18 protein-coding genes are annotated in these 21,649 nt (G+C 58.2%); 9 read left to right on the top strand and 9 right to left on the bottom strand.

The features are described from left to right. Positions 1-90: 90 nt before the first annotated feature. Both D8B20_RS08045 and D8B20_RS08040 read right to left on the bottom strand, forming a co-directional pair. Entirely contained in the window at positions 91-576 is a 486-nt protein-coding gene (locus D8B20_RS08045; RefSeq protein WP_145888380.1) for an RrF2 family transcriptional regulator, read from the bottom strand. A gap of 159 nt (positions 577-735) precedes the next feature. Then, complete coding sequence (locus D8B20_RS08040; RefSeq protein WP_145888379.1) at positions 736-1,935, bottom strand: MFS transporter; 1,200 nt, start codon at positions 1,933-1,935, stop codon at positions 736-738. Between the two features lie 155 nt (positions 1,936-2,090). Here D8B20_RS08040 and tus point away from each other — a divergent pair, with 155 nt between their 5' ends. Next, entirely contained in the window at positions 2,091-3,020 is a 930-nt protein-coding gene (tus, locus tag D8B20_RS08035) for a DNA replication terminus site-binding protein (RefSeq protein ID WP_145888378.1), read from the top strand. A 28-nt stretch (positions 3,021-3,048) separates the two neighbouring features. On the opposite strand, the gene fumC is transcribed toward tus, so the two are convergent. Next, the gene (gene fumC / locus D8B20_RS08030; protein ID WP_145888377.1) at positions 3,049-4,446 is read right to left on the bottom strand and encodes a class II fumarate hydratase; all 1,398 of its coding nucleotides are present in this window, start codon (positions 4,444-4,446) and stop codon (positions 3,049-3,051) included. 197 nt (positions 4,447-4,643) lie between these two features. Here fumC and manA point away from each other — a divergent pair, with 197 nt between their 5' ends. From manA to D8B20_RS07995, 7 genes are all read left to right on the top strand, one after another. Beyond that, a complete protein-coding gene (gene manA, locus D8B20_RS08025; protein ID WP_145888376.1) occupies positions 4,644-5,819 on the top strand; it encodes a mannose-6-phosphate isomerase in 1,176 nt (391 codons plus the stop codon). Between the two features lie 118 nt (positions 5,820-5,937). Then, positions 5,938-7,437 (top strand): YdgA family protein, encoded by a 1,500-nt coding sequence (locus tag D8B20_RS08020; protein ID WP_145888375.1) that lies wholly within the window; start codon positions 5,938-5,940, stop codon positions 7,435-7,437. Between the two features lie 143 nt (positions 7,438-7,580). Continuing rightward, positions 7,581-8,141, top strand: a complete 561-nt coding sequence (locus D8B20_RS08015) for a fasciclin domain-containing protein (protein ID WP_145890477.1) — start codon at positions 7,581-7,583, stop codon at positions 8,139-8,141. Between the two features lie 42 nt (positions 8,142-8,183). Further along, a complete protein-coding gene (locus D8B20_RS08010; protein ID WP_145888374.1) occupies positions 8,184-8,735 on the top strand; it encodes a sigma-70 family RNA polymerase sigma factor in 552 nt (183 codons plus the stop codon). Beyond that, positions 8,732-9,403 carry an anti-sigma factor gene (locus D8B20_RS08005; protein ID WP_145888373.1) on the top strand — a complete coding sequence of 224 codons (672 nt, stop codon included), beginning with the start codon at positions 8,732-8,734 and terminating at the stop codon, positions 9,401-9,403. Before D8B20_RS08010 ends, D8B20_RS08005 begins: the two co-directional genes overlap by 4 nt. Before the next feature lie 362 nt (positions 9,404-9,765). Next, entirely contained in the window at positions 9,766-11,190 is a 1,425-nt protein-coding gene (locus tag D8B20_RS08000; RefSeq protein ID WP_145888372.1) for a methyl-accepting chemotaxis protein, read from the top strand. A gap of 64 nt (positions 11,191-11,254) precedes the next feature. After that, complete coding sequence (locus tag D8B20_RS07995; protein ID WP_145888371.1) at positions 11,255-11,491, top strand: transcriptional regulator; 237 nt, start codon at positions 11,255-11,257, stop codon at positions 11,489-11,491. An 86-nt stretch (positions 11,492-11,577) separates the two neighbouring features. Here D8B20_RS07995 and D8B20_RS07990 read toward each other — a convergent pair whose 3' ends face one another. Beyond that, the gene (locus D8B20_RS07990; protein ID WP_145888370.1) at positions 11,578-13,506 is read right to left on the bottom strand and encodes a methyl-accepting chemotaxis protein; all 1,929 of its coding nucleotides are present in this window, start codon (positions 13,504-13,506) and stop codon (positions 11,578-11,580) included. Between the two features lie 566 nt (positions 13,507-14,072). After that, positions 14,073-15,272: a glycosyltransferase family 4 protein gene (locus D8B20_RS07985; RefSeq protein WP_145888369.1), complete on the bottom strand. Its 1,200-nt coding sequence runs from the start codon at positions 15,270-15,272 to the stop codon at positions 14,073-14,075. A 604-nt stretch (positions 15,273-15,876) separates the two neighbouring features. Here D8B20_RS07985 and add point away from each other — a divergent pair. Then, on the top strand, positions 15,877-16,875 hold the full coding sequence (add, locus tag D8B20_RS07980; RefSeq protein ID WP_145888368.1) for an adenosine deaminase: 999 nt from the start codon (positions 15,877-15,879) through the stop codon (positions 16,873-16,875). Positions 16,876-16,981: 106 nt separating this feature from the next. Here the strand turns inward: add and D8B20_RS07975 are convergent, their stop codons facing one another. The 4 genes from D8B20_RS07975 to araG all read right to left on the bottom strand — a co-directional run bounded on the left by D8B20_RS07975 (position 16,982) and on the right by araG (position 21,598). Next, the gene (locus D8B20_RS07975; RefSeq protein ID WP_145888367.1) at positions 16,982-18,022 is read right to left on the bottom strand and encodes an oxidoreductase; all 1,041 of its coding nucleotides are present in this window, start codon (positions 18,020-18,022) and stop codon (positions 16,982-16,984) included. A gap of 77 nt (positions 18,023-18,099) precedes the next feature. Next, the gene (gene araC, locus D8B20_RS07970) at positions 18,100-19,017 is read right to left on the bottom strand and encodes an arabinose operon transcriptional regulator AraC (protein ID WP_145888366.1); all 918 of its coding nucleotides are present in this window, start codon (positions 19,015-19,017) and stop codon (positions 18,100-18,102) included. Positions 19,018-19,073: 56 nt separating this feature from the next. Further along, positions 19,074-20,060: an L-arabinose ABC transporter permease AraH gene (araH, locus tag D8B20_RS07965; protein ID WP_145888365.1), complete on the bottom strand. Its 987-nt coding sequence runs from the start codon at positions 20,058-20,060 to the stop codon at positions 19,074-19,076. A 17-nt stretch (positions 20,061-20,077) separates the two neighbouring features. Continuing rightward, on the bottom strand, positions 20,078-21,598 hold the full coding sequence (gene araG / locus D8B20_RS07960) for an L-arabinose ABC transporter ATP-binding protein AraG (RefSeq protein ID WP_145888364.1): 1,521 nt from the start codon (positions 21,596-21,598) through the stop codon (positions 20,078-20,080). Between the last annotated feature and the right edge of the window lie 51 nt (positions 21,599-21,649).

The following is a 21,649-nucleotide window of genomic DNA, read 5'->3' as shown; positions in this document are numbered from 1 at the left end:
TGCGAGCCCGGATTTTTTTTGCCTGAAAAAGCGCAAACAAAAAGGCCGCCACAGTGTGACGGCCTGAAGGTGGAGCGTAAAGCGCCGCGCTTAACGCGCTTTATTACACAGCCCGACCGTTTCGGGATCCGGCAGCGGCTCGCAGTTGCTGGTATCACGCTTTTTCAGTTCGGCCAGCGCATCCGCGACGGTGCGGGTTTCCAGCACTTTAAGCGACGCTTCTTCGGCTTCTTCAGCAATCGATTTGAAGTACCAGCACAGGTTGGCGCTGACCAGACAACGTGGCGCCACATCCGGGCGCGACGCCCAGAGTTTTTTATCTTCGATCACGGAAGTGTAGATATCACGCAGCGTGATTTCCGCAGCCGGGCGACCCAGGTGAATCGAACCGGTGCGACCGAGCGTAGACACAATAATGCCATCGCGCGTCAGCGGAACCATAAGTTTCCGAATGAAACTGGGATTCGCTTCAAGACCGTAGGCCAGAATGGCGCTGGTTGAACGTTTACCCAGTTGCTCCGCCATCGCTACGCTCAAAACCATCTGCAAAGCTGTCGGGAAGCGGTAATCTAGCATTTCAATTTCCTGAGTTGCGGCCTATCTTCTTGTTTTTATACCGCTGCAGTGAGTAATCAATGAGCAATAAATATAACAAACACTGTTGCTTTTTAGAAGCAAGCAGCCGCGATCAAGGCACGGATTCATCATTTGCGCGCTCAGAAGCGCACAGGCTGCTTAGTTTACCCTCGGGTCGCCGGTGTGCGCCCTGCCCTGAGGCAGTTTGAGCTTCAGCGCAACCACCAGCAAGAGATTGATCGCCGCGAGCCCAAACAGCAGCCACAGCGTGGCGGCAGCCCCGGCGTGCTGGTAAACATAGCCGCCGGCCAGCGGAGTGAGCGCCTGTCCGATCAGCGCCGGCCGCGCCATACGCCCGGTGATCACGGCATAATCTTCTGGTTTGACCATCACCAGCGGTAAAGTTCCGCGGACGATGGCGCGCAGCCCGTTCCCGGCACCGTAAAACACCATACTGATCAGTGCCCACTGCGGATAGCAGGCCAGCAGCAGCAGGCCCAGCGCCACCAGCCCGGAGGAAAAAAACGCGGTCCAGACCGGATGACCGCGCCTGAACGCCACATCAACCAGCCGCGACCCGACCTGACAGGGGCCGGGAATGGCACTGATGGCCAGCGCGGCGGTCAGCGAGTAGCCGCTGGCCTGCAGCAGGCTAATCAGCTGAACGGAGACGGCCGTCATGATCACGGACGCCAGGGTGAAAATGCTGCACAGCAGCCAGAACAGTGTGGCGGGCAGCGCGGCAGCCGGCGCCGTTTTTTTCACGGCGGCCGCTGGTGCCGCGCCCTGCGGCGCAGGCAGCGCATAAAAATAGGCCGGCAGCACGGTCAGACACAGCAGTCCGGCGATAGCAAAACAGGCCTCGCGCCAGCCAAGCCAGTGAATCAGCGCGGCAATCCCCGGCCAGACCAGCGAGGTGCAGAAGCCGGAAATCAGGGTGATACCGGTAATGGCCGCGCGCGCCTGACCGCCATACAGCGTCCCCAGCGTGGCAAACAGCGCATCATACAACCCCATCGCCATGCCGACGCCAGTAATCAGCCAGGCAAACAGAAACAGGGGCAGATGATGACTGAGCCCCATAATGACCAGTCCGAGCGCCATCACCGCCCCGCTGCCGGCCAGCATCGCGCGACCGTGTGAAGCCGCAATCAACCGCCCGCTCAGCGGGGCCAGCAGGCCGGAGATTAAAATTCCCAGCGACAGCGCTCCGTAAACCCACTGCTGTGACCAGCCGGTTTCCGCTGCAATCGGCATCGCCATGACGGAAAGTAAATAGAAAGAACCGCCCCAGGCGAGAATCTGGACCAGACCGAGCGTTACGATGGCGGGAAGCGGAGGTTTGGCAACAATGGGCACGCGACACTATCCGATAACAGGTAAAGCGTTGTTATAGCATGGGCATCCCGCGCAAAGCACGCCTTGCGACCTGACTGACAAAAATCGTGCGCGGGAGTGACAAGCCGGCGTATATTTTATAAACTCATTAGTATGTTGTAACTAATAAGGGGATCATGATGCGATACGATCTGGTGGCGGATTTACATGCGTGCGTGAACGCGCTGGAGCACGCGCTGAGCGAACTGCGTCAGCAGGTGGAGCAGCAGCCGCTGCTGGTGGCGCGCGTGTTCAGCCTGCCCGATATTGAAAAAGGCCACGAACATGATGAAATTGCGCGCATTGCCGTTACCCAGCACCTTGGCAAACGGGCGCGTGAAATGGCCCTTGCCCACTACTGCCGTCTGTTTATGCAGCATCAGTCAGAGAAACTGAGCACCAAAGCGGCGGTGCGCCTGCCGGGCGCGCTCTGTATTGAAGCGGACGAAGCGGCCAGCGAAAACATCTCTGCGCGGGTCACCGGCATCAACGCCCTGAAACAGCGGCTGGAGCAGCTGATTACGGTTGAATCCGGTCTGCCGAGCGAGGCGCGATTTGAATTTGTGCACCAGCATCTGCGCGGGTTAATTACGCTTAACGCCTATCGCAGCGTGACGGTGGTGAACGCGCCCGATACCCTGCGCTTTGGCTGGGCAAACAAAAACATCATTAAAAACGTCACGCGTGAGGCGGTCATCGAACAACTTGAGCGCAGCCTGAAAGCCAACCGCGCTCAGGCACCCTGGACGCGCGAGCAGTGGGCAGAGAAAGTCCAGCAGGAGCTGGAATCCATTCACGCCCTGCCCGCCAGCGCCCGGCTGAAAATCAAGCGTCCGGTTAAAGTGCAGCCGATTGCCCGGCTGTGGCGCGCCAGTGAGAAAAAGCAGATCCAGATGGCCTGCCCCTCCCCGCTGCTGGTGCTGTGTCGCGATAAAACGCAGGTGCCCACGCTGGGCGAACTGCTGGATTATGATGCGGAAAATGTCGCGCATCGCTATAAACCGCAGGCACAACCGCTGCACCTGATTATTCCGCGTCTGCATCTGTGGAGCGATCGGCTGGCCTAAGCCGGCCCGCCGATCGCGGCGTGCATGCTTATGACTTCATGCTGCCCACCATCGCTTCCGGACGCACCCATTCGTCAAACTGCGCCTCGGTGAGATAGCCCAGCTTCAGCGCGGACGCTTTCAGCGTCAGCCCCTCTTTATGCGCCTGCTTGGCGATCTCCGCGGCTTTGTCATAGCCGATATGGGTGTTCAGCGCGGTGACCAGCATCAGGGACTCATTCAGCAGCTGACCAATGCGTTCACGGTTGGGCTCAATGCCCACCGCGCAGTGATGGTTAAAGCTGTCCATGCCGTCCGCCAGCAGGCGCACCGACTGCAGGAAGTTATGAATCACCATCGGGCGGAACACGTTGAGCTCAAAGTTACCGGATGCCCCGCCCATGTTGACCGCGACATCGTTGCCCATCACCTGGCAGCACAGCATGGTCAGTGCTTCACACTGGGTCGGGTTCACTTTCCCTGGCATGATCGAGCTGCCCGGTTCGTTTTCCGGAATGCTGATTTCACCGATGCCGCAACGCGGTCCGGACGCCAGCCAGCGCACGTCGTTGGCAATCTTCATCAGTGAGGCCGCCAGCCCCTTCAGCGCACCGTGCGCATGCACCAGCGCATCGCAGGTCGCCAGCGCTTCAAATTTATTCGGGGCCGTGACAAACGGCTGGGATGTCAGCTGCGCCAGCGCGCTGGCCACCCGCTCAGCATATTCCGGATGGGTATTCAGTCCGGTGCCGACGGCCGTTCCGCCCAGCGCCAGCTCCGCCAGGTGCGGAATGCTGTTTTCAATGTGCCGCAGGTTATGCTCCAGCATCGCCACCCAGCCGGAAATTTCCTGGCCGAGCGTCAGCGGCGTGGCGTCCTGCAGATGGGTACGGCCAATTTTAACGATGTCTTTAAAAGCGTCAGATTTTTCGCTCAGGGTCTGTTTCAGCACCTGCAGCTGCGGCAGCAACTGCTCCCGCACGGCAATGACCGCGGCCACGTGCATGGCGGTGGGGAACACATCATTGGAGCTCTGGCTTTTATTCACATCATCATTGGGATGCACCAGCCGCGCCATGCCGCGCTCGCCGCCAAGCAGTTCACTCGCCCGGTTCGCCAGCACTTCATTCATGTTCATGTTGGTTTGCGTGCCGGAGCCCGTCTGCCAGATGGCCAGCGGAAACGCGTCGCTGTGCCGATCGGCCAGCACTTCGTCAGCGGCCGTGATGATCGCGTCAGCGCGTTCGGCCGGCAACAGGCCCAGATCGCGATTCACCTGGGCCGCCGCGCGCTTGGTCAGTGCCAGCGCATGCACCAGTGCCACGGGCATTTTTTCAGTGGAAATGCGAAAATGCTCCAGCGATCGCTGGGTTTGTGCGCCCCACAGCTTATCGGCGGGTACTTCGATCGGTCCCATTGAGTCTTTTTCAATGCGATGGGCTGCCATGACTACGTCTCCTTAGCTCAGATAGTGAGGTTTTCGCCTCAGGCATCTTCCCGCGACGCCTTAAAGCGAGCAAGATTGTCACATACATGAAGATAGCAGTATGCGAGCCCATCGCGTTTCTTGCACATGCCGCTGTCGCTTCTGTGGCACTTTCTGCTTTAATACGCCTGATTACTTACCGTTATTAAGGGTAAACGATGCAAAAACTGAACAATTCGCTGCAAAATTACGCATGGGGCAGCAAAACAGCACTGACGGATCTCTATGGCATCGAAAACCCGCAGGGATTGCCGATGGCGGAACTGTGGATGGGGGCTCACCCGAAAAACCCGTCCACCGTACAGATAAACGGGGAAAGCCGTTCCCTGCGCGAAATGATTGCGGCGCATCCGCGCGCCATGCTGGGCGACGCGGTGGCCGCGCGCTTTGGTGAGCTGCCGTTTCTGTTTAAAGTCCTCTGCGCTGACCAGCCGCTGTCTATCCAGGTACATCCAGGCAAGGCGGCGGCAGAAGCCGGCTTTGCGCGCGAAAATGCCGCCGGCATTCCGCTCAGCGCGGCCGAACGTAACTATAAAGACGCCAACCATAAACCTGAGCTGGTGTATGCCCTGACGCCCTTCCAGGCAATGAACGGTTTCCGCGAACTGCACGACATTGTCTCGCTGCTGCAGCCGGTTTCCGGTGCGCATCCGGCGATTGCCCATTTCCTGGAGAACGCCACCGAAGAGACGCTGTCCACGCTGTTCGCAACCCTGCTTTCGCTGCAGGACGCGGAAAAAACGCGCGCGCTGGGCGTGCTGAAATCGGTGCTGGATACGCGCGATGGCGAACCCTGGGACACGGTGCGCGCGATTGCCCGCGACTATCCCCAGGACAGTGGCCTGTTCTCGCCGCTGCTGCTGAACGTGATTACGCTGCAGCCGGGTGAAGCGATGTTTCTGTTTGCCGAAACGCCGCATGCGTATCTGCACGGCGTGGCGCTGGAAGTGATGGCGAACTCTGATAACGTGCTGCGCGCCGGCCTGACGCCAAAATTCATTGATATCCCGGAGCTGCTGGCAAATCTGAAATTCCAGCCGAAACCGGCAAACACGCTGCTGACTACGCCACAGCAGCAGGGCGATAGCCAGATTTTCCCGATTCCGGTGGACGACTTTGCCTTTGCCATCCACGCGCTCTCCGCCACGCCGCAAGCGCTGGCGCAGCAGAGCGCCGCCCTGCTGTTTTGTATAGAAGGTCAGGCGGTGATTGAAAAAGCGGGCCAGCAACTGCTGCTGCAGCCGGGCGAATCCTGCTTTATCGCCGCCAGCGAATCCCCGGTCAGCGCGGCCGGCACCGGCCGACTGGCGCGCGTCTACAACGCGCTGCAGTGACGCTGCCAGCATTAACTGCTATTATTTCAGACTATTAATTAAAACGCCTGCGGGCGTTTTTCTTCACCCGTTACGCGGCCTGAGGGCGGGCGGACGCAAGGATAAGGACGACACAGCGATGAAAAAGACCAAGGTTGCCGTAGGTGTAATTGTGGCGCTCGGCGTAATCTGGACCGGTGCTGCGTGGTTTACCGGCAAACAGCTGGAAAGCCACAAAGATGAAATGCTGCAAAACGCCAATGCGCAAATCAACGCCTATGCGCCAAACAGCCGTCTGACGCTGAGCTATCAGGATTATCAGCGCGGCGTATTCAGCAGCAAGACCCGGCTGGTGATTCAGGCCAGTTCGCAAACGGTCGATAACCCGCTGCTGAAGCCGGGTCAGAGCATCGTCCTGAACGAAACCATCGACCACGGTCCTTTCCCGTTTGCCCAGCTGAAACGCGGCAATCTGATTCCCTCCATGGCCTCCGTGCACTCCGAGCTGGAAAATACCGATGCGGTGAAGAAGCTGTTTGAACTGACGCAGGGCAAATCGCTGGTGAATGCCGATACGCGCGTTGGCTATAGCGGCGCCACCGATACCGATCTTACGCTGCTGCCGGTGGATTACAGCAATGCACAGACGGGCGATCGCCTGGCGACCAACGGCGGCACGCTCAACCTCAGCGCGGACAGCAAAGGGGATAAAGTCAGCCTGCAGGGGGATTTCTCCAGCATTGCCGTCACCAGCAAAAATCAGCTGGCGCAGCCGGTGCTGTTTACCCTCAACGGCCTGAAGCTGGGCGGCGATACGCACCTCAGCCCGGAAGGCGTGCGCGTGGGCGATCAGACGCTGACGCTGGATAAGCTGGAAGCCAGCATCAATGGTCAGGAAGGCCTGAAGCTGGAAAATATGGATGGCAAATCCAGCTTTGATAACAAAGACGGCAAAATTGGCGGCCATATCGATTATAAAGTCGGCAATATGACCCTGCAGAAACAGCCCTTTGGCGAAGCGAAAGTGGCGATGAAGTTTGCGCAGTTTGACGCGCAGGCGGTGAAGACCTTCTCAGATAACTACAACGCACAGATGCAGGATTTACTCAGTCAGCCTGGCGTCGCGGAAGACCCGATTCGCTATCAGATGAGCGTGCAGACCATCCTGAAAAACAACCTGCCGGTGCTGCTGAAAGGTGCCCCAAGCATCAGCATCGCACCGCTGAGCTGGAAGAATGACAAAGGCGAAAGCACCTTTAACCTCAACGTCGGCTTTAACGATCCCGCCAGCGTAACCGGCGAGCCGCAAAGCCTGGGCGCGGCGGTGGATCGCGTGCTGAAAACCCTCGACGGCAAGCTGAACATCAATATGCCGATGGCCACGGAAGTGATGCGCCATGTTGGCCTGGCTGAAGGGTACCAGGGTGACGATGCGCAGAAACTGGCGGATCAGCAGGTCAAAGGTCTGGCCGCGATGGGACAGATGTTCCGTCTGACGCAGCAGCAGGATGACAACATCACCACCAGCCTGCAGTACAGCAACGGTCAGGTCATTATGAACGGTGACAAAATGACGCTGGAGCAGTTCCTGTCGCGTTATATGTTAGGCGCGCCCACCAGCGAAGGCATGCCTGAGTAAGCCATCCGGCAGCCCGCCCCGGGCTGCCCTTTTCTTTTCTGCCCGGCCAGTGAAAAAAAGTGCTGCGGCGTGCATCCGTTTTGCTTCCTGCTGCGTATATCCCTTTGAGCGCACCTGTTCTGCTCGTTCAATGAGGATATATGATGAAAAAGTTACTGCACTTTACTGTTCTGTCTGCTGCGCTGCTGTGCGCAAATGCCACTTACGCTGCCATGACCGATTCCGTGATGGTGGGCGGTGCGGCAATGTATCCGCAAAAAAACATCATTGAGAACGCCCTGAACTCCAAAGATCACACCACGCTGGTGGCTGCCGTCAAGGCAGCAGGTCTGGTTGACACATTACAGGGTAAAGGCCCCTTCACCGTATTCGCTCCCACCAACGCGGCCTTTGCCAGACTGCCTGCCGGTGCGGTGGATAATCTGCTGAAACCGGAAAACAAAGCCAGACTCACCAGCGTGCTCACCTATCATGTAGTTGCCGGCACCTATGATATGAAAGCGCTGGAGCAGAAGATTAAACAGGGTGGCGGTAAAGCTGAATTAAAAACGGTGAACGGTCAGCCGTTGTGGATTATGCGTAACGGCGCACACAATATTCAGCTGAAGGATGGTCAGGGTAATGTGGCCAATATCAGCACTTATGATGTCTATCAGAAAAACGGCGTCATTAACGTTATCGATACGGTTTTGATGCCGGAATAACTGTCTATACTCGGTACGGTTAACTCACCCGCCAGGACAAATATGGACGCGACGCAGGCTGAACACCATGTCACGTTAATCAGGGCGATCGCACGCGGCGATCGCCTTGCTTTTGAGCAATTGTATCGTCTGACTTCCCCGTATCTGCTGGCCGTGGCGCTGCGCATGGTGCGTCAGCGCGCCTGGGCAGAAGAGATTTTGCACGAATGCTATATCACGGTGTGGCACAACGCAGCGTCGTTTAACAGTGCGCTGAGTTCACCTCTGACATGGCTGACGCACATGGTGCGTAATCGCTGCATTGACGGGCTGCGCAGCGGCTACGCCCGGGCGTGGGATACCGACAGCGGCGACGTTGAGGAATACCTCAGCCTGCTGGCCGAACCCGATACGGATCAGCCCAGCGACAGTCAGGTGGCGCGCTTACACCGCTGCCTCAGGCATTTAAGCAGTGAGCAGCAGCAGAGCATCGCGCTGGCTTACTTTCAGGGCTTATCGCACGCGGATATTGCCGGCTGGCTACAGCAGCCGGTGGGATCGGTGAAGAGCTGGATTCGCCGTGGGCTGGAACATTTACGGGAGTGCGTGGGATGACAAGCGATAACGAGGCGCGTGACGAAGCGCTGGCTGCAGAGTACGCCCTCGGTACGCTGCAGGGCGGCGCCCGATTGCGCTTTCAGCGTCGCCTGCGCAGCGAGCCGGTGCTGCTGCAGCGCGTGGCGCGCTGGCAATCGCTGCTCGGCGGCCTGGATCATCCGCTCACGCCCGTTGCGCCTTCTGACACCCTGTGGAAGAAAATTGCGCTGTCGCTGCCGGCAGAACAACGTCCGCCAGCGTCGCGTCGCGCCCTGCCCTGGCTGGCTGCGGCCTGCGTCGCGCTGGGCCTGCTGGCCGCGGCTTACACGCTGCGCGAACCGGCGCTCACCCCGCTGGCGGTGCTTGCCGATGCGCAACACCACAGCCAGTGGGTGGTGAGCGTCAACCGCCAGCGTGATGTCATCAGCCTCGCTCCGCTGCAGCCGCGTGCGGTGCGGGACGATCAGAGCCTGCAGCTCTGGCTGATACCGCCGGGCCAGGCGCCGGTTTCGCTGGGGCTGGTTGATACGGAGACTTCCCGGCGTTATGCCCTGACCGCCTCCGCCACGCTGACAGAGGCCACGCTGGCCATCAGCCTGGAGCCGCGCGGCGGTTCGCCAACCGGCCAGCCAACCGGGCCGGTGTTATACAGCGCAAGTTTAACGGCGGCGCAGACGCGTGGCTGAATAATGGCATACGGGCGCGCCTGACTGGCGATTTATGGGGTGGCCGCCGGCAACTTAAGGCGCCGGGCAGCCATGCTGCGCGTCATAAAACAAAACGGCAGCAGTAATAACAGCAAGAGGAATAAACAATCGCCGCACCGCGCGGTGGAAAAACCCGGCTGCCGCGCCGCTCGGCGAGCCCGTCGGCAGCCGGATTAATTTAACCTGTCATTCTGAATAAAATATTTTGTCGTCAGGTTATTTCCTTTTTCAGAAAAGCCTGCCACGCTTAACGGGTAAAAAAATAGCGCGCTACATTATTGCGAGCAATCAAAATAACTCTCTGTCAGTTTTGAGCAATATCAACACCGGGGAATCTCATCATGCAATTTCTGAAAAACTTTACTATCCGCAGAGTGGTGCAGTGCATCCTGCTGGCCGCACTGCTGATTGTTGCTCTGGCTGGCAGCTATGGCAGCGCCCTGTTACGTGACATGCATCAGCGCGCGCAGCGCAACGATGAACTCACCCGCCAGCTGGCGTTTCTGAATCGCGCCAGTATTGCGATGCAGTCCGGTAACGCGGCGGCAAAAGCCACGGTGTCTGCCGATATCCCGGCAGATGACAGCTGGGCACCGCTGCGGGCAGCGCTTAACGGGCCACCGGCAGACTTTGCCGCGCCGGCGGAAGAGCGCCTGACCTCGCTGCAGCATCAGATAGCGGCAGACAGCAGCGCGCTGGCCGCCGATCGCCAGCGCCTGGAGCGGGCCTTTGTCACCGCTGCGCTGCTGATGCTCGGGCTGCTGATCTTCTGTGACCGCTTTCTGGTGGTGCATCTTGTCAGGCCGCTGGGCTGGCTGCGTGAACATTTCCGTGCCATTGCCGGTGGCGATCTGACGCGTGAACCGCGGGATTTTGGCCGCAACTGTGTGGGTCAGTTAATCCCGCTGGTGAAGCTGATGCAGGAGAGCCTGCTGACAACGGTGCGTGCCGTGCATGAGAACACCCATGTCCTGCGCAAGGAGTCTGCGGATATCGCCAGCGGCAACGTCGATCTTTCCGATCGCACTACGCGTCAGGCGGCTGCCCTGGAACAGACTTCCGCCAGTATGGAGCAGCTGAGCGCCACCGTAGAGCACAACGCGCACAGCGCCGGCGAAGCACGCGGACTGGCGCAGGAAGCGGCGCGCACCACGCGCGATGGCGAAGCGTTAGTGAAGAGCGTCGCGACAGTGATGGCAGACATTGCCAGCGAAGCCGATAAAATCCGCCAGTTTACCGATACCGTTAACAGCATCGCCTTCCAGACCAATATTCTGGCGCTGAACGCGGCGGTGGAAGCGGCGCGCGCGGGCGAACAGGGGCGCGGATTTGCCGTGGTCGCCGCCGAGGTGCGTACGCTGGCACAGCGCAGCGCCAGCGCTGCAAAAGAGATTGAAGGCCTGATCAACGGCACCGTGGTGCGGGTAGAACAGGGTGCACACACTGCCCGACGCGCCGGGGAGATCATGGGCAGCGCCACACAGAGCGTTTCGGCGGTGACTGATCTGATCAGTCAAATTGCGCTGGCCTCAGATGAACAGAGCAAGGGTATCGCCCAGGTCACGCTGGCAGTGGCCGATCTGGACCGCGTGACGCAGCAGAATGCGTCGCTGGTGAAAGAGATTGCCACCTCAGCCGGCAGTATGAATGGCCGCACGGAAACCCTTGCATCCGCGATCGACCATTTTACCTTTGCTCATCGTCAGGACAGCCGTCCTGGCGTGGCGCAACCCCAGGCCAGGGCGCACGCCCTGCTCAGCCAGTGAACCGGCATGATGCCCGGCGAATGCCGACACGGACAGGGACGGTTTTGATAAAAGAGAAAAAAGAATGAGCCACAAATCTTTTCAGCACATGGTGCCGGTGCGGACCGATGTGCGTGACTTACGCATGGCAACCGGTATGACACAGCTACACGCTGCAGAACGTTTTGATCTGAGTCTGCGCGTCTGGCAAATGAAAGAAGCCGCGGCGAAGCCCTCACCGCTGAGCCAGGGGGAGTATGAATTCCTGCTGTTACTGGCAGGCAAACACCCCTTTCTCAGCCTGACGGCGAAAAACCGTTAACCTGCCATGCAGGGCATGTTTGCCCTGCGTGACTGGCAGGCGCACTCTCCCGCCCGCGCGAGGCCCGGCCCCGCGCTGCGTTTAACTTATGCCGTCCTGAATACCGCGATGCGCTCTCTCAGCGAGGACGCCTGCTGCGCCAGGTCGCCAGCAGAGGCCGCGGATTCCTCAACCAGTGCCGCATTCTGCTGCGTTACCTGATCCATCTGGTTCACCGCAATATTGATCTGCGTGATACCGCCACTCTGCTCCTGCGAAGAAGAGGAAATATCGCGAATCAGCTGGGAGGTTTGCTCAATGGCCTCCACGCTCTGCTTCACTTTATCGCCTGCGTGCCGCGCCTGGATGATACCTTCCTGGGCATGCTCCACCGATTGCGCAATCAGCTCTTTGATCTCTTTGGCCGCCGAAGCTGAGCGCTGCGCCAGCGAACGCACTTCCGATGCCACGACCGCAAACCCTTTGCCCGACTCCCCGGCGCGTGCCGCTTCCACCGCTGCGTTCAGGGCCAGGATGTTGGTCTGGAAGGCGATGCTGTCAATCACGCTGGTGATATCCTCAATACGCGCTGAACTGCCGCGGATTTTGTCCATGGTTGTCAGTACCGCATCCATCGCTTCGCCGCTGAGCATGGAGGCGCTGGTAGCCGCTTCAGCCATGGTCGACGCGTGACGGGTATTATCGGCGTTCTGACTGATAATCGATGCCATCTGCTCCATGCTGGCCGCCGTCTGTGCCAGCGAAGCCGCCTGCTCTTCGGTCCGTGCCGACAGGTTATCGTTACCGCGGGCGATCTCTTCTGATGAGGTGGCGATGGTCAGCGCGTTATCCTTGATCCCGGAGACCAGCTGTAACAGCCGATCCTGCATCAGACCCAGCGATTTCAGCAGCATGGCCATCTCGTTGGAGCCTTCCACGCGGATCGCTGTGGTCAGGTCGCCCGCCGCCACACGTTCCGCCGCATGCACCGCTTCTTCAACCGGACGGGTCACCGAGCGTGAGATCAGCGTGGCAACGAAGATCGCCAGCAGCGCGACCGCCAGCAGTGCACCCAGCAGCAGGTACTGATCGTGACGGCGCGCCTGAATCTGCGCGTCAAGCATCCCGGTGAGCTTATCGGCGCTCTGATTGCCCAGTGCGGAATAGGCATTGATCGCCTGGGTGAAAATCCGCACGTAGTCGGTTGCGGTAATCGTCTCGGTTTTACTGCCGAACAGCCGTTCAGCCAGCGCCAGCGCATTCAGTGCCTGCTGATTGGCGTTTTCATCCGTGGCGGAAAAAATGGCTTTCAGTGAAGGCTCAATGGCAAACACTTTATCCATGTTGCTGCTGAACTGGTCGAGGGCGACTTTGCCATTTTCAATGCGGAACGCCATACGGCTGATGGCCGCTTCCGGCGCGCTCTGTCCTTCCGCAATCAGCGAGGTGCCGTGTGCGCGGATCTGCCCCAGCGTTTCCGTCAGCAGCGGCAGGCGGCTGAACACGCTGACGATCAGCTGATAGGTATTCAGATCGCTGTCCAGCGTCAGCCCATAAAAATCCAGCACATCCTGGTTTGCCATCAGCAGGTTTTGGATCAGCGCGGCGTGCCGGGTCAGGCTGTCATCCAGTGACAGTGAGCGATTATTCAGATCCGCCTGCAGGGATTCCCATTCGTGTGAGACCTTTTCCAGCCGCGCCAGCGGCTGCGCCTGGGGATCGGCCTGTGTCAGGTCATCATGAATCACGCCCTGCAGTTTATTGATGGTCTCAACCAGTTCCAGCCGCGGGGCGTTGTCCGGTTTGTTCAGCGCAATCGCGATCGCGCTTTCTGCACGGTGGCGCTGGATCTGATTCAGCAGCGTCAGCATCTTTTTCTCGACAGGGATGCCGGTCAGCTCCACTTCTTTGGCGTCAATCAGTTGATTACCGCTCTGAATGAAGAGAAAAGTTGGAAAAATAAACAATACCAGGGCAAATAAGCCCAGCAGAATAAACTTTGCAGGCAGGTTGATGGTGTGCAGTATTTTTTTCATGCTTAATTCCGGGTGTGTGAGAAATAAACGATTCGATAAATATTATTAGTATGAAGAGCGCAGTTTTTTGAAAGCAAAAAAAGTCGCCCTGCCACAACGCAAATAACTGCGCGGGCAAAACACGGTAACGAAATAACGTCGCTTCATATCAGCTGAACTGGATTATAGGTTGCTGCAAGTGATTTTGAAGGCAATGAACTGACGATATTTTCTTGTGTCAGAACTAAAGTCAAATAATAAAATAACCATATAATACAGCGACATGAATTTTATACCCCTGATGTTGTGCAGGCATAACAGAACGGTTTTTTTATTAAAATTGATGTGAGCAGGAAAAGATTAAAGTTTCGCATTTCTGCGCCGATAAGCGGCCAGAACCGATATTCTGCCGATAAATTGACCCGCAGTGTAAGCGTTATCACCCGAAAGCGTTACCGGCGGCAGAAGAAAAGCAAGGGTGCGAACGGCGATAAAACGAGCGCGCAGAAAAAACGGCATTCAGGCAACCCTGAATGCCGTTAAACGATTCTGCATCGGACAGACGCCTCACCCGAAAAACAGGCGCCTCAGCGGTTGCTGCGTTTAAGGGCCTCACCCACCGGTGCCGGCGTCGCGCGTGCCGCCAGCTGATAAAAGGCATCCAGACTGGCGCGGAAGCGCGCCGGATCGTGATCAGTTTTAATCCGCTGCAGTGCCATGGCCGAGCGTGAACGCACCGACTCAGGTTGGGCGAGAATGTCGGTAATCGTCTGTTTCAGCTGCGCCACCACCTGACGGCGAATGCGCTGTTTCTCCTCCGCTGAGCGCAGAGATATTTCAAACATCTCATCCAGCGGACAGTGCAGCAGCCAGCCCGCCTGAGACGGATTAATTTCCGGCAGCGCGCGCACATTGGTGGTAATTACCGGACAGCCGCACGCCTGCATTTCAAGTACCGAAAAACCATAGGTGTCCTGCCAGGTCGGTAATAATCCCACGTCGGTCTGGCGCAGCAGATCCATCAGCAGCGTATTCTGCATAAATGCGACGTGGCGGAAGATCGACTGCTGGTTGATTAAGGTTTCAATCTGCTGATAAAACGCGGCGTTATCCTGATACGCGCCGTGAGCAATATTGTAACGGTTGCTCAGATCGCCCACTAAATTCACCTCAACGCTGTCGCGATCGATAACGCCTTCCTGCAGAAGCTCGCTGAAGGCCAGCACCACTTCCGCCCCGCCTTTACGATAGAATTCGTTGCCCACAAAGCTGAAAACACGCTTCCCCGCTGCGGCGCTGCGCGGCCGATCGCTGATCACCGCCTGCGGCGGATGCAGCGTATGCAGCTTAGGCAGAATCGCCGCCGCCTCCCCGGGAAAGGCTTCCAGCAGTTTCATCTGAATGTTTTTCGTCGCTTCTGAAATGGCGATGATGGCTTTGCACTGTGGCGCAGCCACCTGGCGCAGCTGCTTCTTCAGTTCCGGATTACGCCATTTCGATATTCCCGGCACCGGCAACACGCGCGGCAGTTCCGTTTCAAAGGTTGAAATCCACGGCTTTTGCGTAGTCGCCACCTCATTAAACAGGTGAATCACCTGAGCGTCGCCCGGCACGGAGAACGGCAGTGGCGAAAAAACAAACAGCTTATTGGCTTTCATCAGCCGCTGGCGCACCGCATTGCGATAAAGCCAGATATTTTTATATTTCAGGTTAAGATACGAATGGGAATCACTGACGATAATATTTCTCTTTTCCGGATAACCCTTTCCATTGACGATTATTTTCATACGCACTCCGGCTCAGAAAAAATAAGCTACCGGGGAGTATATGGAGAGAACGTGATAAATCCATCGGACAAATATCCCAAATCGCAACTATGAGAATATTGCACCTTTTAACCGGCATTCTTTATCAGCTTTTCTTAATTACCTTTTGACATGCCGGTTAACACAATTAAACATTTCGTTTCGGCTCCCGGGATAAACTTCTGTAACTCACTGATTTAATAACGCTGCCTCGTTATTTTTTCGGCGTGGTCATACACATTTTCTCATCTTAATTCACCTGTTCATCTTTTATTCACATTAATCGATAAGCATTTTGCGCGTTAAATTAATGATGCAATTTTGTAAATAGCTTTAGCGCTGAGCGCAATTATGCCGATGCCCTGTAGCTGCCCGGTCGCTATTTCTGATTTAAACGTTTTCTTTCACGTCACCCGCCGGAATGCCCACGCAGGCGCAGGCGTGCGCCGCACCGGCCAACTGGTCACTGACACGCACACTGTTGCTTAATGCAGCATCTGTCATTCGGTTTGCGCAAATCACTGGCGCGGTTGCGCAAGATATTTTTATAATGGTCTGCACTTTACGTTCATTCAGCGAGTGCGACATGATTGATGCAAAACTGCCCCTCACCGATATCCACCGCCACCTTGATGGCAACATCCGCGCCCAAACCATCCTGGATTTAGGCCGCCAGTTTAACCTTGCTTTGCCAGCGGATTCGCTGGATGCGCTGCGCCCGCACGTTCAGGTTACCGCTAACGAACCCGATCTGGTCAGCTTCCTGCAGAAACTCGACTGGGGGGTGAAAGTGCTGGGCGATCTGGACGCCTGCCGCCGTATCGCGCTGGAGAACGTTGAAGACGCCGCACGTGCCGGTATTCATTATGCCGAGCTGCGTTTTTCTCCCGGCTATATGGCCATGACGCACCGCCTGCCGATTGCCGGCGTGGTTGAGGCGGTGATCGACGGCGTACGCGCTGGCGTGCAGCAGTATGGCGTCCAGGTGAAGCTGATCGGCATCATGAGCCGTACCTTTGGTGAAGAGGCCTGCCTGCGCGAGCTGGAAGGCCTGCTGGCGCACCGTGATGGCATCACCGCCGTGGATCTGGCTGGCGATGAGCTGGGCTTCCCTGGCAGTGAGTTCCTGAGTCACTTTAACCGTGCGCGCGATGCCGGTTTCCGCATTACCGTGCACGCCGGTGAAGCCGCCGGTCCGGAAAGCATCTGGCAGGCGATTCGCGAGCTGGGTGCAGAGCGCATCGGTCATGGGGTTAAAGCGATTGAGGATCGTGCCCTGATGGATTTCCTGGCGGAGCAGCGTATCGGGATTGAGTCCTGCCTGACGTCAAACATTCAGACCAGCACCGTTTCGTCGCTGCAGGCGCATCCGCTGAAGGCCTTCCTGCAGCATGGTATCCTGGCGACGTTGAACACTGACGACCCGGCCGTACAGGGCGTGGAGCTGGCGCATGAGTATACGCACGCGGCTCCGCAGGCCGGTCTGACGGCCGCTGAAATCCGTCAGGCGCAGGATAACGGCGTAACCATTGCGTTTCTCAGCGAGGCGGAGAAAGCCGACCTGCGTAAACGCGTGGCCGGTTAACCCGCGCCGGTGACAACCGGCCGGGCGTGGCAACACGGCAGGCCGGGCGCTTACGCGCCGCGCCAGAGCAAGCGCGGCGTGTGAGCATGCCACACCCGAGCGGCAGTTATTTCAGCGACAGCGTCTGGCGTTTTTCCGCCGACTGCAGGCCCAGCTCAATCAGCTCCATCACCTGAATCGCCTCTTCCGCGCTTACCGGGTTCGCCGCACTGCCGCGAATGGCATCGCGGATCGCGCTGTAATACGCGGGATAATTGCCCGGCAGCGTCAACAGCTCTTTTTCCACCATGACATCTCCCTCTGCCAGCGTCAGCGTGCCGTTGCGCATATCGTACCCCCAGGCTTCCTGCGGCGGACGCTCGCCCGCTTTCAGCCGATCTTCCTGCGGGTCGAGGCCATATTTCACGTAGCTGCCCCGGGTACCGTGCACCACAAAACGCGCAGACTCCGCCGCCACCAGCATGCTGGCGTGCAGCACCACGCGGCGGGTCGGATAGGTCAGCACCGCATGGAAATAGTCGGTGGTTTGCGCACCGGGACGCAGTTCGGCCAAATCCACGTTAATCGCCACCGGCGGGCCAAACAGCTGCAGCGCCTGATCCAGCACGTGCGGACCGAGATCAAACCAGATGCCGCTGCCCGGCCCTTTCATCTCGCGCCAGCGCTGGCGCACTTCGGGACGGAAGCGATCAAAATGCGATTCAAAGTAGCGGATCTCGCCGAGCGTGCCGTCGTTCAGCAGGCTTTTCAGCGTCAGGAAATCACTGTCCCAGCGGCGGTTGTGAAACACCGACAGCAGCAGCCCTTTGGCGGTGGCCAGCTGGTCCAGCTCGCGCGCCTGTGACAACGTCACGGTAAACGGCTTATCGACGACCACATGCTTGCCCGCATTCAGCGCCGCTTTGGCCAGTGGGAAATGGGTATCGTTTGGGGTGGGAATAACAATCAGGTCCAGGGTCGGGTCGTCAAGCAGCGCCTGCGGTTCAGCCACCACCTGCACCGACGGCCAGTCAGCGTGGACCTTGCTGGCATCGCTGCTGGAGATGGCTGCCAGCTCCACGTCCGGCGTGCCGGCGATCAAAGGTGCATGAAAGGTTTTGCTGGCAAAACCGTAGCCCATTAGGCCGACACGTAATTTATCGCTCATTATGACTCCTCTTGTTCGTTACCAGACTGATTTAAGACGAATCAGCCAGTAAGAACAAGGTGGAATCACCTGAAAAATCAGGACATCACGCTGCGCACCGGCTGCCAGCTCTCCTGCGCGACCAGCGCATCGTGCGCGTCCTGACTGCGGCGCCGGAAGTCGCTGGGGCTCACCCCCACGCGCTTGCGAAACACGCGGGAGAAATAGAGTTGATCGTCATAGCCCACTTCGCGTCCTACCGAGGCGATCGGCTCCTGCGTGGTCTGCAGCAGCAGTTTCGCCCGGATGACCCGCTGGTCTTCACGCCAGCGCAGCAGGTTTATGCCCATCTGTTCCCGGAACAGGTGCGCGAGGCGCGACGGTGAGAGGCAGACATGGCGCGCCACATCCTCGATTCTGACTTCGCTGGCCAGATGGTTAGTCACATACTGGCAGGCTTCAATAACGCGCGGATCGCGGATTTGCTGATGGCTGCGCGGATCCTCTTCCACTGCACGCAGCAGCAGGCGCTCCAGCAGATTCATCGCCAGCTCTTCGGCGAAGCGGCGACCGGAGTTATGCGTTTGTTCAATACTGGCAAACAGGCGATCAAACTCGGCGCGCAGCGCTTCCGGCAGGCGCAAACGCCCCACGCCCTGACTCTCATCCTGCCACTGCAGCCAGTCGGTCCAGTAGGCGCGCGGACGGAAATAGACCCAGCGATGGTGCCAGCACGGACTGTCCGGCGCGCGGCCGTAATAGTGCGGTGTCTTTGGCTGAAACAGCAGCAGATCGCCCGGCAGGCAGTCAAACGCCGATTCGCCGTCAAACACCCGGCCCTGACCTTTAATCGTCAGGTTGAGAATGTAGCCTTTCATGCCGTGGGGACGATCGATAAAGAAATCCAGCGGATCGTTCGCATTAATGGGCGTCAGCCCCGCCACCAGCCACGCATTAAACGGATAGCCGGGCAGCAAAGGGTTCTGCTGCTCAGCCGGGGGTTCACGGTGATACATAGTGCCCTCACTTTTCGCAGGATGACCGGGCGCAACCGCTGGCTGCGCCCTTGTTCTCAGGCGGCTTTGTGTTTCTGTTTATAGCGGTCGAAAATCACCGCAGCTAACAGTATCAGACCGCGCACCACATACTGTGAGAATGGCGAGATATTCAATAAATTCATCGCATTCTCAACGGTTCCCAGAATCAGTACCCCGGCAACCACATAGGAGATTTTGCCAATTCCCCCCTTGAGCGATACGCCACCCAGCACGCAGGCAGAGATAACGATCAACTCATAGCCCAGCGATGTCATCGGCTGACCGCTGGTCATGCGTGACGCCAGGATAATGCCCGCCGCCGCGGAGACCAGTCCCGACAGAATAAAGATGATAATGCGCGTGCGAACCACGGGTACACCCGCCAGCCGTGCGGCTTCTTCATTCCCGCCGATGGCCAGCGTGTTACGGCCAAAGGTGGTTTTGTTCAGCAGAAAGCCAAACACAATCATGGTGGCAATGGTCAGCCAGATCGGTGCCGGTACGCCCAGCCAGTTGGCGTAGCCGAGGGTGAAAAAGCGCTCATCTTCAATACCGACCGCTTTCCCATCGGAGAAGATATACGCCAGGCCGCGCACAATCTGCATGGTGGCCAGAGTGGTGATCAGCGCGTTGATCTTCAGGCGGGCAATGACAAAGCCGTTGATGAACCCGGTGGCCATCCCCAGCAGCAGCCCGGCGGCCACCCCGATCCACAGGCTTTCGGTCATATTGATCACCACGGCGGTCACCACCCCGGCACAGGCAATCACCGAAGCCACCGACAGGTCAAAATCGCCCGAAGCGAGGCAGAACAGCATGCCGCAGGCCACCATGCCGGACATCGACATCGCCAGCCCGAGGCCTTTCATGTTAATAAAGGTGCCAAAGTTCGGCACAAAGATGGCGCAGACGATAAACAGCAGCGCAAACACCACCAGCATGCCAAAGTTGTCCCAGATTCGCCCCAGCTGCAGCCCGCTGCGCTGCACCGGTGGCGTGTTGGACGTGGTAGATGAAGCCATTCTTTCTCTCCTTTACATCAGGCCACGGCGGCCGCTTGAGGGGTTTTCGGCATTGCCAGGCTCAGCGTCAGCTGCTCCGTGGCGGCGTCGTGCGGCAATTCACCGGCGATTTCACCTTCGCGCATCACGACGATGCGGTCGGCCAGGCCCATCACCTCAGGCAAATCACTGGAGGCGAACAGTACCGCGATGCCTTTGTTCGCCAGTTGATAAATCAGGTTGTAAATCTCATGCTTGGCGCCGACGTCAATGCCGCGCGTTGGCTCATCCAGCAGGATCACGTTCATCTCTTCGGAGAGCCAGCGTCCGAGGATCGCCTTCTGCTGGTTACCGCCGGAGAGGTTCATGATCAGCTGATGCGCGCCTGGCGTTTTGATATTCAGCGAACGGATGTGATGATCGGCGTTTTTCGCCTCCCAGGCGGGCTTAATCAGACAGCCAGCGCTCAGATTGTGACGACGTGCGCTGATGTTGATGTTTTCACGCACCGAGTGCACCGGGATGATGCCTTCAGCTTTGCGATCTTCCGGGCAGAGCATAATGCCCGCGCGAATGGCGTCGATGGGCTCGCGGATGTTGAGCTGTTTGCCATCCAGCGTGACCGTCCCGCCGCGCAGGCGCGTGGCACCAAATAATCCTTTCATCAGTTCACTGCGCCCGGCGCCGACCAGACCAAACAGCCCGACAATTTCGCCCGCACGCACCGTCAGCGATATCGGCATACGCACGCCTTTCGCTTCCACCTTGTCCAGCTGGAGACGCACGGGGCCCAGCTCGCGCGGCGCGTAACCATAGATATCCCCCAGATTGCGGCCCACCATCGCCTCGACCAGATCGTCATGATGGGTGTTTTTCATATCGGTAAACGTGCGCACATAGCGGCCATCTTTGAACACGGTGATCGCATCGCTGAGCGCAAAAATCTCCTCCATCCGGTGCGACACATACAGCACCGTGCGGCCTTCGGCGCGCAGCTGGCGGATAACGCGAAACAGGTGCTCAATCTCACGTGCAGAGAGCGAGCTGGTCGGTTCATCAAAGGCAATGATACGCGCATTGCGCGCCAGCGCTTTGGCGATCTCCACCATTTGCCACTGACCGAGTGAGAGATACTTCAGCGGCATGTCAGGATCGATCTCCATGCCGAGATTTTTCAGCTGCAGGCCCGCTTCATAGCGCAGCAGCTTGCGGTTAACCAGGCCGCGCTTGTGCGGCAGCTGGCCGAGGTAGATGTTCTCCGCCACGCTCATTTCCGGCACCAGGTGCAGCTCCTGATAAATGATCGCTACCCCGGCATCCAGCGCATCGACCGTCGTCGTGAAGCTTTTCGCCTCGCCTTTGATGCGGATTTCACCGGCGCTGGGCTGATAACTGCCGCTGAGAATCTTCAGCAGCGTCGATTTACCGGCGCCGTTCTCCCCCATCAGTGCATGCACTTCCCCGGCGCGGCACTGGAACGAGATATCCTGCAGCGCTTTCACGCCCGGAAAGGTTTTACTGATGCCATGAAATGACAGAAATGCGTGATCCGTGTTCATAGCGACTCCTTTAAGTCTCTCTGCTGCGCGCCGCAGCGGCGTGGGCTGCGC

The organism is Candidatus Pantoea soli (assembly GCF_007833795.1).
GTDB lineage: Bacteria > Pseudomonadota > Gammaproteobacteria > Enterobacterales > Enterobacteriaceae > Pantoea > Pantoea soli.
The sequence above is the reverse complement of the archived record's forward strand: the minus strand, read 5'-3'. Positions and strand labels throughout refer to the sequence as shown.

Bases quoted from the DNA above. Each gene is read 5' to 3' on its own strand.
- D8B20_RS08045 (WP_145888380.1), bottom strand. From the start codon at position 576: ATGCTAGATTACCGCTTCCCGACAGCTTTGCAGATGGTTTTGAGCGTA.
- tus (WP_145888378.1), top strand. From the start codon at position 2,091: ATGATGCGATACGATCTGGTGGCGGATTTACATGCGTGCGTGAACGCG.
- fumC (WP_145888377.1), bottom strand. From the start codon at position 4,446: ATGGCAGCCCATCGCATTGAAAAAGACTCAATGGGACCGATCGAAGTA.
- manA (WP_145888376.1), top strand. From the start codon at position 4,644: ATGCAAAAACTGAACAATTCGCTGCAAAATTACGCATGGGGCAGCAAA.
- D8B20_RS08020 (WP_145888375.1), top strand. From the start codon at position 5,938: ATGAAAAAGACCAAGGTTGCCGTAGGTGTAATTGTGGCGCTCGGCGTA.
- D8B20_RS08015 (WP_145890477.1), top strand. From the start codon at position 7,581: ATGAAAAAGTTACTGCACTTTACTGTTCTGTCTGCTGCGCTGCTGTGC.
- D8B20_RS08010 (WP_145888374.1), top strand. From the start codon at position 8,184: ATGGACGCGACGCAGGCTGAACACCATGTCACGTTAATCAGGGCGATC.
- D8B20_RS08005 (WP_145888373.1), top strand. From the start codon at position 8,732: ATGACAAGCGATAACGAGGCGCGTGACGAAGCGCTGGCTGCAGAGTAC.
- D8B20_RS08000 (WP_145888372.1), top strand. From the start codon at position 9,766: ATGCAATTTCTGAAAAACTTTACTATCCGCAGAGTGGTGCAGTGCATC.
- D8B20_RS07995 (WP_145888371.1), top strand. From the start codon at position 11,255: ATGAGCCACAAATCTTTTCAGCACATGGTGCCGGTGCGGACCGATGTG.
- D8B20_RS07990 (WP_145888370.1), bottom strand. From the start codon at position 13,506: ATGAAAAAAATACTGCACACCATCAACCTGCCTGCAAAGTTTATTCTG.
- D8B20_RS07985 (WP_145888369.1), bottom strand. From the start codon at position 15,272: ATGAAAATAATCGTCAATGGAAAGGGTTATCCGGAAAAGAGAAATATT.
- add (WP_145888368.1), top strand. From the start codon at position 15,877: ATGATTGATGCAAAACTGCCCCTCACCGATATCCACCGCCACCTTGAT.
- D8B20_RS07975 (WP_145888367.1), bottom strand. From the start codon at position 18,022: ATGAGCGATAAATTACGTGTCGGCCTAATGGGCTACGGTTTTGCCAGC.
- araC (WP_145888366.1), bottom strand. From the start codon at position 19,017: ATGTATCACCGTGAACCCCCGGCTGAGCAGCAGAACCCTTTGCTGCCC.
- araH (WP_145888365.1), bottom strand. From the start codon at position 20,060: ATGGCTTCATCTACCACGTCCAACACGCCACCGGTGCAGCGCAGCGGG.
- araG (WP_145888364.1), bottom strand. From the start codon at position 21,598: ATGAACACGGATCACGCATTTCTGTCATTTCATGGCATCAGTAAAACC.